The sequence below is a fragment of the Oceaniglobus indicus genome (genome assembly GCF_002751875.1).
Classification (GTDB): Bacteria; Pseudomonadota; Alphaproteobacteria; order Rhodobacterales; family Rhodobacteraceae; genus Oceaniglobus; species Oceaniglobus indicus.
The window spans coordinates 248,020-260,167 of the sequence record NZ_NMZM01000004.1 but is presented as its reverse complement, the minus strand read 5'-3'; the positions used below and the strand labels follow the sequence as shown (position 1 = coordinate 260,167).

Genomic DNA, 12,148 nt, shown 5'->3' with positions numbered 1-12,148 from the left:
CCGTCATCCGGGGTATCCCTGTGGCAACGCAAACGCAAAGGATCACATCATGAGCGCACCCCGCAAGATCGCCGCCGGCAACTGGAAGATGAACGGAACCGCCGATGCCCTGGCCGAGGTCGAGGCCCTGCTGAAAGAGCACGCGAAACCCGGATGCGACATGGTGCTGTGTCCGCCCGCCACGTTGCTGCATCGCATGGCAGGTATCGCCGACAAGGGCGCGCTGGCGGTCGGCGGTCAGGATTGCCATGCCAGATCCTCGGGCGCGCACACCGGTGACATCTCGGCCGCGATGCTGCAGGACGCGGGCGCCACCCATGTCATCACCGGCCATTCCGAGCGCCGCACCGACCACGGCGAAACCGACGAAGACGTGCGGGCCAAGACCGAGGCCGCCCATGCCGCCGGATTGATCGCCATCGTCTGCATCGGCGAAACGCTGGAGCAGCGCGACGCCGGCACCACCCTGGACATCGTCGCCGCGCAACTGGGCGGATCGGTGCCCGATGGTGCGACCGCGGAAAACACCGTGATCGCCTATGAACCGGTCTGGGCCATCGGCACCGGCCGCGTGCCCGAGATCGACCAGATCGCCGAGGTGCATGATTTCCTGCGCGCGCGGCTGGAATCGCGGTTCGGCGAAAAGGGCGCGCTGATGTCGCTGCTTTACGGCGGATCGGTGAAACCCGCCAACGCGGCCGAGATCTTTGCCGTGACCAACGTGAACGGCGCATTGGTGGGCGGTGCATCACTGAAAGCGGCCGATTTCGGCGGCATCGTCGCGGCGTTGGGCAAATCCTGAGTCCTACCGCCCGGGGCCTGCCGTGACGTCGTGCTGATACAGCCAGTCGAACTTGCGCAGCATGGCCCCGGGCGCCACCTTGCCGATCCCGCGCAATCCGGCGTGGGCAATGCCGCGCACCAGCGGATTTGACAGGTGATAGTTGCGCGCATTGGCATTGGCCGCGGCGATCGCACGAATGACCCGCGGGCGGCGCAACGCCTGATACCGCGCCAGACCTTCGGGTTGCGCAAACCGATCCAGGCAATCGGCCAGCACCCAGGCATCTTCAAGCGCGAGGTTCGCGCCCTGGGCGAGAAACGGCAATGTCGGATGCGCGGCATCGCCCAGCAGGGCAAGCCGCCGCGAGTGCCATGTCGCCGCCACCGGATGGCGGAACAACCCCCACAGAAACCCGGTCTCCACTCGGCTCAGGGTGTCGCGCACGCCGGGACAGAACCCGGCAAAGGCGGCGCGGAACGCATCGGGATCCGCCGGGTGCGACCATCCCTCGGCCTGCCATTCCGCCTGCTCGACCACACCCACAAGATTGATCAGGGCCCCGTCGCGCAGGGGATAGCGCACCAGATGGCGGCCCGGTCCCATGAACACCTCGGCCCGCGCCGGTGGTTTGCCGGTCGCGCGCACCAGTGCGCGAAAGGCCGTCTGGCCGGTAAACGCAGGCGCACGGGCGCCGTTCAGCACACCGCGCACCACGGAATGCAGCCCGTCCGCCCCGATCGCCAGCGGCGCCGCACCCGACCCGCCCAGACTGACGCCGCCCGACGTCTCGCGCAGGGTCTCGACGGCCTGGCCCACCTGGATGTCGACACCAGCGGCCAACGTCGCCTTGGCCAGCATGTCGACCAGGTCACCGCGATGAACAAGGAAATACGCGCGGTCCGACAGGTCCATCGCCGCCACCCGCCGCCCGGTCGCGCCATCCCGCAACACGACCGCCTGATTGGCAATCCCGATGCGGCGCAGTTCATCGGCCAGGCCCAGTGCCGTCAGCACCGCAACTCCATTGGGTGAAATCTGAAGCCCGGCCCCGATGTCGCCGTCCAGGCGCGGCGCACGTTCCAGAACGCGCACCCGCGCGCCGCGCTGCGCCGCCGCCAATGCCACGCTCAGCCCCGCGATACCGCCACCGATGACCGTGATCCGACGCCCCGAGATCATTCCGCCGTCTCCCTGCCCTGAACGCAAAACACCGGAGCGTTCCCACCCCGGCGCAGACGTTCGCCTCGTCATGTCACCGCCGCCCGTGAACACCGGCGCGGCGGTCTGGATCAATCGTCGCGATGCACCTTCTCGCGCCGCTCATGACGTTCCTGCGCCTCGAGGCTCAGCGTGGCGATGGGTCGGGCGTCCAGACGCTTGAGCGAGATCGGCTCGCCGGTTTCTTCGCAATATCCGTATTCACCCTCTTCGATTCGCCGCAGCGCCGAATCGATCTTGGCGACCAGCTTGCGCTGACGATCCCGTGTGCGCAACTCGAGCGAGCGATCGGTTTCCTCGGATGCACGGTCCGCGACGTCGGGGATGTTGCGGGTGCCATCCTGAAGGCCCTGCACCGTGCTCTTGCTGTCGTCCAGAAGGTCATTGCGCCAGTTCAGAAGCTTGCGGCGGAAATATTCCACCTGCCGCGCGTTCATGAACGGTTCGTCCTCGGCAGGACGATAGTCGTCCGGCAGAAATGTCTCCACCTTCATGGAATCTCCCCTATGTTTCGCCGGCGATGTGTCGCTGTTCGGGTCAACCATCCCAGTGCTCCCTCGGCGGTGGGATAGACCAACAGACCTGCCTTGTCACTAGGCTTTGACGGGTTCATTGTGCCGCAGTGGGCAAGATGAAGCGCGCCAGACAGGGAATTGATAGATCAATGAAATTCACCGGCACCGATACCTATGTCGCGACGGGCGACCTGACTGTCGCGGTCAATGCCGCCGTGACCCTGCAACGCCCCCTGCTGGTCAAGGGCGAACCGGGCACCGGCAAGACCGAACTGGCCCGCCAGGTGGCCGGTGCCCTGGGCCTGGAAATGATTGAATGGCACGTCAAGTCGACGACGCGCGCGCAACAGGGCCTGTATGAATACGACGCCGTATCGCGGCTTCGCGACAGCCAGCTGGGTGATTCGCGAATCAACGACGTCGCCAACTACATCCGGCGCGGCAAGCTGTGGCAGGCGTTCACCAGCCCCGAACGCTGCGTGCTGCTGATCGACGAGGTCGACAAGGCCGACATCGAATTCCCGAACGACCTGTTGCAGGAACTCGACCGGATGGAGTTCCACGTCTACGAGACCGGCGAAACCGTCACCGCCCGCCACCGCCCCATCGTCATCATCACCTCCAACAACGAAAAGGAACTGCCCGACGCCTTCCTGCGCCGCTGTTTCTTTCACTATATCCGCTTTCCCGACCCCGAGACGCTGAAGAAGATCGTTCGCGTCCACCACCCCGACATCAAGGACGCGCTGCTGACCGCCGCCCTGACGCAGTTCTTCGAATTGCGCGAAACGCCGGGCCTGAAAAAGAAACCGTCAACCTCGGAAGTGCTGGACTGGCTGAAACTGCTGCTGGCCGAGGATCTGGATGCCGAAGACCTCAGGCGGGGCGGCGCCGACGCGCTGCCAAAGCTGCACGGCGCGCTGCTGAAGAACGAACAGGATGTGCATCTGTTCGAACGGCTGGCGTTCATGGCCCGCGGCAAACGATGACCCCGGCGCGGTCCGCCTTCGTGCGTGGCTGGCGGGCGGGCCGCTGCGCGGCACAGCCGCGCGGCCGGGGTGCACGACAGCACGCGCGACACGGTGAACGCTGATGCTGTATATCCTGACCCACGACATCCTGCCGGTCTTTGCCATGCTCGCGCTGGGGTTCGCCATGGGGCGCACCGGCAAGGCACAGCGCGGCGAAGCCGTCGCGTTGAACCGCATGGCCTTCCTCGTGCTGCAACCGCCGCTGCTGTTCCTGCTGATGATCGACATCGATCTGCCGTCGTTCGACGCGACCGCGCTGGGCCTTTATGCCTTGTGTGAAATCTCGGCCTTCAGCATCGCCTTCGCCGTTGCGCGCTTCGTTTTCCGGCGCGAAACGCTCGAGGCATTTCTGTTGGGCATGGCGGTGATCTTCGTCAACACCCTGCTCTACATCTGGCCCATCGCCGTGCTGATCCACGGCCCCGAGGGCGCGTTGCCCGTCACCGCCATCGTCGCCTGGGATTCGGCCGTCGCCTTTCCGTTCTTCATCATCGCGATGGAGATCTTCACCGGCAAGGGTCAGATCCGCGCCACCCTGGGCCGGATCGCCATGAACCCGGTGATCCTGGCCATCGTGATCGGCCTTTCGATCAACCTCTCGGGCGTTCCCGTCCCCGAACCGATCAAGACCGCGGCCGCGTTCGCCGGGGCCGCGGCGGCGCCGATCACTCTGTTCGCGCTTGGCGTGATCCTGTCGGGCCACCGGATCGCGCCGACCCCCGTCATTGCCGGCATCGCCGGCCTCAAGCTGCTGATGTTTCCGGCGTTCGTGTTCGGCGCGCTCAGCATGATGTCGGCCGGCAACGCCTGGGCTGACCTCTTCGTGATGACGGCGGCGGGGCCGTCGGGTGCCATGGCTTTCTCTCTCGCACTTCTTTACGGTGTGCGTACCGATGCCATCGCTCCGGTCATCATCTGGACCAGCACCCTGTCCCTCCTGTCCCTGGCCTATCTCGCATGAGCAACATCACGATCCGCCCCCTCGCCACCGACGATCGCGCCGAATGGTCCCGGCTTTGGCGCGCTTATCTTGCGTTCTACAACACGGAACTGCCGCCGCACATCTATGACAGCACCTTCGCGCGCCTGCTGGGCGACGATCCGCAGGATTTCAACGGCTTCATCGCGGAAATCGACGGCAGACCGGTGGGCCTGACGCATTACCTGTTCCATCGCCACGGCTGGAAGATCGAGAATACCTGCTATCTTCAAGATCTCTACGCCGATCCCGAGGTCCGCGGCCAAGGCGTTGGCCGGGCGCTGATCGAAGCGGTCTATGACGCCGCGGACGCTGCCGGGGCGCCTTCGGTCTATTGGCTGACCCAGGACTTCAACGCCGAGGCGCGGCAGCTCTATGACCGGATCGCCACGCTGACGCCCTTCGTGAAATACGCCCGCCCATGATCCGCACCGCGCTTGCCTGTCTGGCCCTTGTCGCGATGGCCGCCTGCGCGGCGCCACCCGGCGATCCGGCCTCGCGGCGCGACGCCACGGTGTCGCAACTGCCGCCGATGAAGGTGTTCACGACGCCGCGCGTCACACAACCGACGCGCTCGAACGCCTCGATCGCGGATGATTTCCTGAACCTGTCGTTTGTCCTGGAAAGCGGCCGCACCCTGCCCGTCTTCACCCGGTTCGAAGGCCCGGTGACGGTGCGCGTCACCGGCAGTGCACCGGCCAGCCTGTTTCGCGATCTCGACCGGCTGATCGGGCGCTTGCGCCAGGAAGCGGACATCGACATCTCGCGTGTGCGCCCGGATGCCGACGCCTCGATCACCATCGACATGATCCCGCGGCGCGATCTCCAGCGCGCCGTGCCGCAGGCGGCCTGTTTCGTCGTGCCGCGCGTCGATACCTGGCAGTCGTTCCGCCGCAACCGGCGGTCCGCCATGACCGACTGGACCACCCTGAAGGTGCGCGAGAAGATGGCGGTGTTCATTCCGGCCGACGTGTCGCCACAGGAAGTCCGCGATTGCCTGCACGAAGAACTGGCACAGGCCCTGGGTCCGCTCAACGACATGTATTCGCTGACGGATTCCGTGTTCAACGATGACAACTTCCATACCGTCCTGACCGGGTTCGACATGCTGATCCTGCGCGCCACCTATGACGACGCCCTGCAGTCGGGGATGGATCGAAACACCGTGGCGGCGCGTCTGCCCGCCATCCTGAACCGGCTGAATCCACGCGGCGCCGGCGTGCGCACCGCACCGCGTGCCGCCACCCCGCGCATCTGGATCGATCAGGTGGAAACCGCGCTGACCGCGCGCATCCCCACCGCCCGCCGCGCCACCGCGGCCAAGAATGCCGTCACGATCGCGCGGGCGGGAAACTGGAACGACAACCGGCTGGCGTTTTCCCTGTTCGCGCTCGGGCGGCTTTCGCTGGGGCGCGAGCCCGAACTGGCGCTGGCGTCGTTCCTGCAGGCAGGCAGCATCTATGGCGCCAATCCCGAAACCCGGATCCACGCGGCCCATATCGCCATGCAACTGGCCGCCTTCGCCATGTCGTCGGGGCAACCCGATATCGCCATCGAGATCGTCGATTTTCATGTCGACACGGTGCGGGACGCCGAAAACGCCGCCCTTCTGGCGACGCTGCTGCTGGTCAAGGCCGGCGCGCTGGATGCGATGGGCAAAACCGCCGCCGCGGCCCGGGTCCGGCGCGAAAGCCTTGGCTGGGCGCGTTACGGATTCGGGTCGGACGCCGAAGTCAGAAGCCGTGTCGCGGAAATCGCGGCTCTCATTCCACGCCGCCGGGAGGGCGCCTCTTGATCATCCTCATCTTCACGTTTCTGTCCGCGCTCTGGGGCGGTCTTCTGGCCCGGCGTCGCAAGGGCAACCGTCTGGATATCGCGCAATACGCCGCCGGGTTCGGCATCATCGGCGCGCTGATCGGTCTGTTCCTCACGATTATCCTGTCGCGCACCCTCTGAACGCCGATGTTCCTGCCGTTCTTCGATCAGTTGCGCGCCCACAAGGTTCCGGTGTCCCTGCGCGAATTCCTGGCGTTTCTCGAAGGGCTGCGCGCGGATCTGGTGACCTTCGATCCCGACGGCTTCTATCACCTGTCCCGCGCGATCATGGTCAAGGACGAACGCCACATCGACCGGTTCGATCGCGCCTTCGCGGCCAGCTTTCGCGGCCTTGAGGCGATCACCCCCGAACAGGTTCTGAACGCCATCGACCTGCCCGACGACTGGTTGCGCAAGATGGCCGAGAAACACCTGTCCGAGGCCGAAAAGTCCGAGATCGAGGCGCTTGGCGGGTTCGATGCCCTGATGGACACGTTGAGGAAACGGCTGGAGGAACAGAAGGGCCGCCATCAGGGCGGCAACAAGTGGATCGGCACCGCCGGCACGTCGCCGTTCGGCGCCTACGGCTACAACCCCGAAGGCATCAGGATCGGCCAGCCCGAATCGCGCCACCAGCGCGCGGTCAAGGTCTGGGACCGGCGCGAGTTTCGCGATTTCGACGATACGGTCGAACTGGGCACGCGCAACATCAAGGTTGCGCTGAAGCGGCTTCGCAAATGGGCGCGGGACGGCGCGAACGAGGAGGTCGATCTGCCCGGCACCATCCGTGCCACCGCCGAACAGGGCTGGCTGGACGTCAAGACCCGGCCCAAGCGGCGCAACGCCGTCAAGGTTCTTCTGTTTCTCGACGTCGGCGGCTCGATGGATCCGCACATCAAGGTGGTGGAAGAGCTGTTCTCGGCCGCGCGGGCCGAATTTCGCCATCTCGAACACTTCTATTTCCACAACTGCCTGTATGAAGGCGTCTGGCGCGACAATTCCCGCCGCTGGAACGCGCAGATCCCGACCCATGACGTGCTGCGCACCTATGGGTCGGACTACAAATGCATATTCGTCGGTGATGCGTCGATGTCACCCTATGAATTGCTGTATCCCGGCGGCGCCAACGAACACATGAACGCCGAACCCGGCCAGCTCTGGCTGCAACGCGCCCAGGACCAATGGCCCGACCACCTGTGGCTGAACCCCTTGCCGGAATCCCATTGGCGCCATACCCAGAGCCTGGCCATGATCCGCGATCAATTCGGTCACGACCGCATGGTCCCGATGACCCTTTCCGGCCTTGAACGCGGCATGAAGGTCTTGGCGCACTGAGCGACGGCGCCGCGCTCAGGCGCCGCCGGCCATCCAAGCGTTTCGCGCGAAAGCCTCAGGCCAGCATGCCGGTGTCGCCACAGACCGAAATCGCCTGGCCGGAAATGGTGCGCCCGCGATCCGAGGCCAGGAACAGGATCTGGTCGGCGATCTGTTCCGGCGTCACGTATTCCTTGATCGAGGTATAGGAAAACGCCGTCGCCTCGACCTCGTCGAAGCTGCGGCCCTGCTGCTGGGCCTTGGCCTCCATCACGCGGCGCTGACGATCCCCGGCGACCAGACCCGGCAGGATGGCGTTCGCGCGCACGCCATGGGGGCCGAGTTCGATGGACAACGACTTGGTAAAACCGATCACGCCCCATTTTGCGGCCGCATAGGGGGTGCGCAACCCGAACCCCACGCGGCCCGCCATGGACGACAGGTTGACGATGGATCCATTCGCGCTGGCCTTCAGCGCCTCGACCGCCAGGCGCGTGGTGTTGAACTGACCCGTCAGGCAGACCTGAACGCAGCGGTCCCAATCATCGGGTGCGATATCCTGCACCGCGCCGGTCGGCCCGGCGATGCCGGCGTTGTTCACCAGGCAATCCAGCCCGCCCAGATCGCCCAGTGCCGCCGCCATGAAATCGGACACCGATGCGCGGTCGGCGACATCGCAGCGGTGTGTCGTGATCTTCGGATCGCTGTCGCCCAACGCCTCAAGCGCGGCGGCGTCCATGTCGCAGATGACCACGCGCGCGCCTTCCGCAACGAAGGCCCGCGCAATGGCACGTCCGATCCCCGCGGCGCCCGCCGTCACGATCACCCGGTGCCCGCTCAATCCCAGATCCATGTCCCGCTCCCTTGTTCCGTGCCGCGGTATCGCTAGGATGGCGCGACCCTCGGACACCCGGAGCACCATCATGCCAAAAGGATACTGGATCGCCAACAACATCGTGCACGATCCCGAAACCTATGACCGATACAAGGCCGCGAACGGCGCCGTCTTCGCCCGCTACGGCGCGCGGTTCCTGGTGCGTGGGGGCCGGCAGAAAGGTGTCGAAGGCGACATCTTTCCGCGGACGGTGGTGATCGAATTTCCCAGCTATGCCGACGCGCTGGCGTGCTATGACGATCCCGGTTACGTGACCGCCAAGGCAATCCGCGATCCGGTGTCCGAAGCCCGGGTCGTAATCGTCGAAGGGTATGACGGCTGACCCTTCCCCTTTGCACTGGCACGCGGTAGCAGGGCGTCATGCTGTCCTATCAACATGGCTATCACGCGGGCAACGCGGCGGACGTGCATAAGCACGCGCTGCTGGCGGCCGTGCTGTCCTATATGACGCGCAAGGACAAGCCGCTGGGCTATACCGAAACCCATGCCGGGCGCGGCCTGTATGACCTGGGCGCCCCCGAGGCGGTCAAGACCGGCGAGGCCGCAGCGGGAATCGGGCGGGCGGAACATCTGTTGCCCGCCGATCATCCCTATCGCGCCAGCCTGGCGCGGATCCGCGCGAAACACGGCCAAACGGCCTATCCCGGATCGCCGCTGATCGCCGCCGACCTGCTGCGCCCCACCGACACGCTAACGCTGGCCGAACTGCACCCCGGCGAACACGCGGCGCTGTGCGACGCCATGGCTGGCCAGGGCGCCGTGATCAGCAAGATCGACGGTCTGGCGATGGCGCTGTCCAAGGCGCCGCCACGGCCGCGGCGCGGGCTGCTGTTGTGCGACCCGAGTTACGAGGTCAAGGCCGATTATGACGCCATCGCCCGCTGGCTGCCCCAGGTCCACGCGAAATGGAACGTCGGCGTCCTGATGCTGTGGTATCCGATCCTGACCGATGGGCGCCATCGCCCCATGGTGGCACAGATCCGCGCCCTGATTCCGGCGGCCAGCGTGCACGAAGTCGCTTTCGCGCCGGCCCGTCCCGGCCACGGGATGCGCGGCAGCGGGATGATCACCGTCAATGCGCCCTATGGAATGGAAAAAGAGACCGCCCTTCTGGACGATCTCTTCATGAAACTGCGCTGAGCGCGGAGCCGAAACCGCCGGTCAGAAATCCAGCGTGATGCGGCGGGTCAGGCCGATCCGCACGCCATATTGATCGCGATCTCCCTGACGCACGATCGGGCTGTCCGCGGCGTCGTTGGTGAAACGGTCCCAGGTGACCGCGCCCTCGACCCCCCAGTTGTCCGAGATGCGATATTTCGCGCCCAGCTCGACCCCCGCACTGATCACGCCGCCATCGGCGTTGAATGCGCCCAGCGCACCGCCACTGGCCAGGGATTCCGCAGCGGTCACACCGAAATACGTCGAGGCATACTTGTCCGACCCCAGGGTGACCCGCGGGCCGAGCGACAGCGACAGCCGGTCGGTCGGGTGCATCTTCACGTCGGCGCCCAGTTCGCCGACAAAGGCATTGTGCCCGATGACACCGTAACGCACGTCTGCGAACGCATCGAAATAGCGCGACTGGTATCCCAGCCCAAGGCCCAGTTCGACGCTGGCGTCGATGTCGCGCAGTCCGGTCAGTTCGCGGTAATCGCTGGCGTCACGCTCGCCGACATAGGCGAAGGCGCCGCGCAGGCCGAATCCCTCGGGCTGATACAGCGGATCGGTCGATCCGAACGTCCGCCCGCCCGGCAACTTCAGGAACCGCAAGCTCAGCCCGAAATCCGGACCCAGCCCGTAGTCGTCGGACCCGAAGTATTCGGGCCGCGCCGAAAGACCGCCACGCACCGAAAAGACCAGATCCGGGCTGCTGGCCACGGGCGCCGCATACTGCGGTGCAGGCTCGGCCGCCGGAATGGAAAGATCGCCCGCAGACGCCAGACCGGGCGCGAAGGCCGTCACGAAGGCAAGGAGAGCGGTACTGGCAGAACGGAACATGGCGAGTTGATTCCCTATGGGATGGTTGGCAGCTGACACGCTACATATAGCATTCTGCGCGTCGAGAAAGGGGGCGGCGCATAAACCTCACCAAGGTGACAAATTCGCCAGACCCGCCGGTGGCTGTTCCAACCCTTTTCCCGACGCCGCTGCCACTCTATATCAACGGGATGTTTGCTGATCTCATCCGCCGCCTCACCGATACCGGCCCCGCCCCCCTGCCCGACACCGACGCGCGCCTTGCGCTCGCCGCGCTGCTGGTGCGCATCGCACGCACCGACGGCGATTATTCGACCGTCGAAATCGACCGGATCGACCGGGTTCTGGCCAACCGCCACGGCCTGTCGCCCGCCGATGCCGCCGCGCTGCGGCGTGACGCCGAAGCCCTGGAACAGGAGGCGCCCGACACCGTGCGTTTCACCCGCGCCATCAAGCATGCCGTGCCGCTGGAAGACCGCACCGAGATTGTCGAATCGCTTTGGGAGATCGTTCTTGCCGACGGTCAGCGCGACGACGACGAAGATGCGCTGATGCGTCTCGTGGCGCCGATGCTGGGCCTGAACGACCGCGACAGCAACTTCGCGCGTCAGCGGGTGGAAAAGCGGCGCGGCTGAACGCATCACTGGCGCCCCCCGCCACGCCGCCATGGGTGTCGCCGGTCGCGCCCTGCCAGCCCTTTTCGGGCAATACGACCCGGTTTCCCTTGCGTCACGGCGCGATTGACAATTGCAATGCATGGAAAATTCCGCCCTTATCGCAGCCAAACCTGCGAAAGGCCCTGCATTCCCGTGACCGACACCGACCCGCCCGTCATCGAGATCCGCGACCTGCACAAAAGCTATGGCGCGCTGGAAGTGCTGAAGGGTATCGACATGGTGGCCCCGCGCGGTCACGTCGTCTCGCTGATCGGGTCGTCCGGTTCGGGCAAATCGACGCTGTTGCGCTGTGCCAACCTGCTGGAAGACAGCCAGCAGGGCGAAATCCTGTTCGAGGGCGAACCGATCCGCTGGAAGGGCACAGACATGGCCCGCCATCCGGCCGACCGCAAACAGGTGACGCGGATCCGCACCAATCTTTCGATGGTGTTCCAGCAATTCAACCTCTGGGCCCACATGACGATCCTGCAGAACGTCATGGAGGCACCGGTGACGGTGCTGAAACGCGACGTCGCCGAGGTCGAACAGAAGGCGCGTGAATACCTCGACAAGGTGGGAATCGGCGACAAGGCCGACGCCTATCCGGCGATGCTGTCGGGCGGCCAGCAACAGCGCGCCGCCATTGCGCGCGCCCTGTGCATGGAACCCCGCGCGCTGTTGTTCGACGAACCGACATCGGCGCTGGACCCCGAACTGGAGCAGGAAGTCGTGCGCGTCATCAAGGCGCTGGCCGATGAGGGGCGCACCATGCTTCTGGTCACCCACGACATGAACATGGCGCGCGACTGCTCGGATCAGGTCGTGTTCCTGCACCAAGGCCTGATCGAGGAACAGGGCACCCCCGAACGCCTGTTCGGGGCGCCGGAAACGGACCGCCTGCGCCAGTTTCTGAACGTCACCGGCGCGACGTAAACCACCGAAAGCCACTCAAGAACCATCAAGG

General features: G+C 65.5%; 15 protein-coding genes. 11 read left to right on the top strand and 4 right to left on the bottom strand.

Going from position 1 to position 12,148, the window contains the following annotated elements:
* Nucleotides 1-49 precede the first annotated feature (49 nt).
* Nucleotides 50-802, top strand: coding sequence for a triose-phosphate isomerase (gene tpiA, locus CFP68_RS08360; RefSeq protein WP_099826455.1), 753 nt, complete (start codon nucleotides 50-52; stop codon nucleotides 800-802).
* A gap of 3 nt (nucleotides 803-805) precedes the next feature.
* Here the strand turns inward: tpiA and CFP68_RS08355 are convergent, their stop codons facing one another.
* Nucleotides 806-1,963 carry an FAD-dependent oxidoreductase gene (locus tag CFP68_RS08355; RefSeq protein WP_099826454.1) on the bottom strand — a complete coding sequence of 386 codons (1,158 nt, stop codon included), beginning with the start codon at nucleotides 1,961-1,963 and terminating at the stop codon, nucleotides 806-808.
* A gap of 110 nt (nucleotides 1,964-2,073) precedes the next feature.
* Entirely contained in the window at nucleotides 2,074-2,496 is a 423-nt protein-coding gene (gene dksA / locus CFP68_RS08350; RefSeq protein WP_099826453.1) for an RNA polymerase-binding protein DksA, read from the bottom strand.
* Nucleotides 2,497-2,666: 170 nt separating this feature from the next.
* On the opposite strand from dksA, the gene CFP68_RS08345 reads away from it, so the two are divergent.
* The 6 genes from CFP68_RS08345 to CFP68_RS08320 all read left to right on the top strand — a co-directional run bounded on the left by CFP68_RS08345 (nucleotide 2,667) and on the right by CFP68_RS08320 (nucleotide 7,677).
* Nucleotides 2,667-3,506 carry an AAA family ATPase gene (locus CFP68_RS08345; RefSeq protein ID WP_099826452.1) on the top strand — a complete coding sequence of 280 codons (840 nt, stop codon included), beginning with the start codon at nucleotides 2,667-2,669 and terminating at the stop codon, nucleotides 3,504-3,506.
* A gap of 103 nt (nucleotides 3,507-3,609) precedes the next feature.
* Nucleotides 3,610-4,509, top strand: coding sequence for an AEC family transporter (locus CFP68_RS08340; RefSeq protein WP_099826451.1), 900 nt, complete (start codon nucleotides 3,610-3,612; stop codon nucleotides 4,507-4,509).
* Nucleotides 4,506-4,952 (top strand): GNAT family N-acetyltransferase, encoded by a 447-nt coding sequence (locus CFP68_RS08335; RefSeq protein WP_099826450.1) that lies wholly within the window; start codon nucleotides 4,506-4,508, stop codon nucleotides 4,950-4,952. The genes CFP68_RS08340 and CFP68_RS08335 overlap by 4 nt, the downstream gene beginning before the upstream one ends.
* Nucleotides 4,949-6,322: a DUF2927 domain-containing protein gene (locus CFP68_RS08330; RefSeq protein ID WP_099826449.1), complete on the top strand. Its 1,374-nt coding sequence runs from the start codon at nucleotides 4,949-4,951 to the stop codon at nucleotides 6,320-6,322. The genes CFP68_RS08335 and CFP68_RS08330 overlap by 4 nt, the downstream gene beginning before the upstream one ends.
* The gene (locus CFP68_RS18200; protein ID WP_099826448.1) at nucleotides 6,319-6,483 is read left to right on the top strand and encodes a hypothetical protein; all 165 of its coding nucleotides are present in this window, start codon (nucleotides 6,319-6,321) and stop codon (nucleotides 6,481-6,483) included. Before CFP68_RS08330 ends, CFP68_RS18200 begins: the two co-directional genes overlap by 4 nt.
* A gap of 6 nt (nucleotides 6,484-6,489) precedes the next feature.
* Nucleotides 6,490-7,677, top strand: coding sequence for a vWA domain-containing protein (locus CFP68_RS08320; protein WP_099826447.1), 1,188 nt, complete (start codon nucleotides 6,490-6,492; stop codon nucleotides 7,675-7,677).
* A gap of 55 nt (nucleotides 7,678-7,732) precedes the next feature.
* On the opposite strand, the gene CFP68_RS08315 is transcribed toward CFP68_RS08320, so the two are convergent.
* A complete protein-coding gene (locus tag CFP68_RS08315; RefSeq protein ID WP_099826446.1) occupies nucleotides 7,733-8,509 on the bottom strand; it encodes an SDR family oxidoreductase in 777 nt (258 codons plus the stop codon).
* Between the two features lie 70 nt (nucleotides 8,510-8,579).
* Here CFP68_RS08315 and CFP68_RS08310 point away from each other — a divergent pair, with 70 nt between their 5' ends.
* Together CFP68_RS08310 and rlmJ are read left to right on the top strand one after the other, a co-directional pair.
* On the top strand, nucleotides 8,580-8,873 hold the full coding sequence (locus CFP68_RS08310) for a DUF1330 domain-containing protein (RefSeq protein WP_099826571.1): 294 nt from the start codon (nucleotides 8,580-8,582) through the stop codon (nucleotides 8,871-8,873).
* Between the two features lie 38 nt (nucleotides 8,874-8,911).
* The gene (rlmJ, locus tag CFP68_RS08305; protein ID WP_099826445.1) at nucleotides 8,912-9,691 is read left to right on the top strand and encodes a 23S rRNA (adenine(2030)-N(6))-methyltransferase RlmJ; all 780 of its coding nucleotides are present in this window, start codon (nucleotides 8,912-8,914) and stop codon (nucleotides 9,689-9,691) included.
* A gap of 21 nt (nucleotides 9,692-9,712) precedes the next feature.
* Here rlmJ and CFP68_RS08300 read toward each other — a convergent pair whose 3' ends face one another.
* Entirely contained in the window at nucleotides 9,713-10,549 is an 837-nt protein-coding gene (locus CFP68_RS08300) for a MipA/OmpV family protein (RefSeq protein WP_099826444.1), read from the bottom strand.
* Nucleotides 10,550-10,719: 170 nt separating this feature from the next.
* Here CFP68_RS08300 and CFP68_RS08295 point away from each other — a divergent pair, with 170 nt between their 5' ends.
* Together CFP68_RS08295 and CFP68_RS08290 are read left to right on the top strand one after the other, a co-directional pair.
* Nucleotides 10,720-11,163, top strand: a complete 444-nt coding sequence (locus CFP68_RS08295) for a tellurite resistance TerB family protein (protein ID WP_099826443.1) — start codon at nucleotides 10,720-10,722, stop codon at nucleotides 11,161-11,163.
* Between the two features lie 174 nt (nucleotides 11,164-11,337).
* Nucleotides 11,338-12,117, top strand: coding sequence for an ABC transporter ATP-binding protein (locus tag CFP68_RS08290; RefSeq protein ID WP_277621456.1), 780 nt, complete (start codon nucleotides 11,338-11,340; stop codon nucleotides 12,115-12,117).
* Nucleotides 12,118-12,148: the final 31 nt, after the last annotated feature.